At 41.2% G+C, this 274-nt stretch carries 1 protein-coding gene; it reads right to left on the minus strand.

The window, feature by feature from the left end:
- The coding region (locus P6709_RS19905) for a hypothetical protein (RefSeq protein WP_278242634.1) at positions 1–251 on the minus strand (251 nt) is incomplete at its 3' end.
- Between the last annotated feature and the right edge of the window lie 23 nt (positions 252–274).

Raw genomic sequence — 274 nt, forward strand, 5'->3', positions numbered from 1 at the left:
TACGCATTAAAGATGTGGTTATCAGACTCTGACCCTGGTCTACGCACATAAGGATTTAAGTCATGATAGCTTCTACTAAATGCACCTGAGCCACTATCTGCAATCCCCTTATTATGCTTGGGGGCATACTTATAAGTCATAGGTTCAATATCTGCAAAGTTCGGTAATGGGGTATCGGTTTGCACATTTCCATCATTGCTATTATGACATCCAATACACTTACGATTAAGAATAGGTTGGATATCACGCATAAAGCTCCACGCTCTGACCTTGC

It is taken from the genome of Jeotgalibacillus sp. ET6, assembly GCF_029667115.1.
Classification (GTDB): Bacteria; Bacillota; Bacilli; order Bacillales; family Jeotgalibacillaceae; genus Jeotgalibacillus.